The sequence below is a fragment of the Vibrio sp. 1401 genome (genome assembly GCF_033340295.1).
In genome coordinates this window covers 1-776 of record NZ_JAWOWF010000279.1, presented here as the reverse complement: position 1 = coordinate 776, position 776 = coordinate 1, and the positions used below count along the sequence as shown (strand labels likewise).

Annotated in this window: 1 protein-coding gene and 1 pseudogene; one reads left to right on the top strand and one right to left on the bottom strand. The window is 43.6% G+C overall.

All coding sequences use genetic code 11. The features are described 5' to 3' along the window. Positions 1-235: pseudogene (locus tag R7Z77_RS25100) on the top strand (biotin--[acetyl-CoA-carboxylase] synthetase); the annotation flags it as partial. Between the two features lie 6 nt (positions 236-241). On the opposite strand, the gene coaA reads toward R7Z77_RS25100, so the two are convergent. Next, on the bottom strand, positions 242-776 hold a 535-nt coding region (gene coaA, locus R7Z77_RS25095), incomplete at its 5' end, for a type I pantothenate kinase (protein WP_318137013.1).

Sequence of the window (776 nt, the reverse complement as noted above, 5' to 3'; positions counted from 1 at the left end):
CGATCATTGGAAAGCCGCGTTAGAAGAATATGAACTGACTGGACTGGGTGGTTTTGTTGAACGTTGGAATCGTTTGGACAACTTTATCGGCCGACCGGTTAAGCTTCTTATGGGACCGAGAGAAATACACGGAGTGGTACAAGGTATCGACCAACAGGGTGGGGTGGTGCTCAAAACTGAAAATGGTTTGGAAACCTACATTGGCGGAGAAATTTCGTTGAGAAAAGGGGACTGAGCCCCTTTACTTTCTTAGCGATACTTTGTCGACAAGGTGGTTAGCACCTTTGTGGAGGATCAAATGGGCTCTTTCTCTGGTTGGAAGAATGTTCAATTCCAGATTGAGTCCATTAATATTGCGCCAAATTTCTTTCGCTTTACTTTTCGCTTCATCGACCGACAGTTGCGTATAGTGGCTGAAGTAGGAGCCTGGTTTAGTAAAAGCTCCGCGGTGAAACTTCAAAAATCTCTCAACATACCACTGCTCTATCGTTTCACTTTCCGCATCAACATAAATTGAGAAATCAAGAAAATCAGATACAAATACTCGATGTGGATCATGTGGGTAGTCCATACCGCTTTGTAATACGTTTAAGCCTTCAATAATAAGCACGTCAGGTCGGTCGACTTTTTTTAGCTCATCAGTAATGTCGTATGTGATGTGTGAGTAAACAGGTACTTCAAGATTTGGCTTGCCCGCCTTTACATCAGAAACAAATTCTACCAAGCGTTTGATGTCGTAAGATTCGGGAAAACCCTTGCGATGCATGATACCGCGC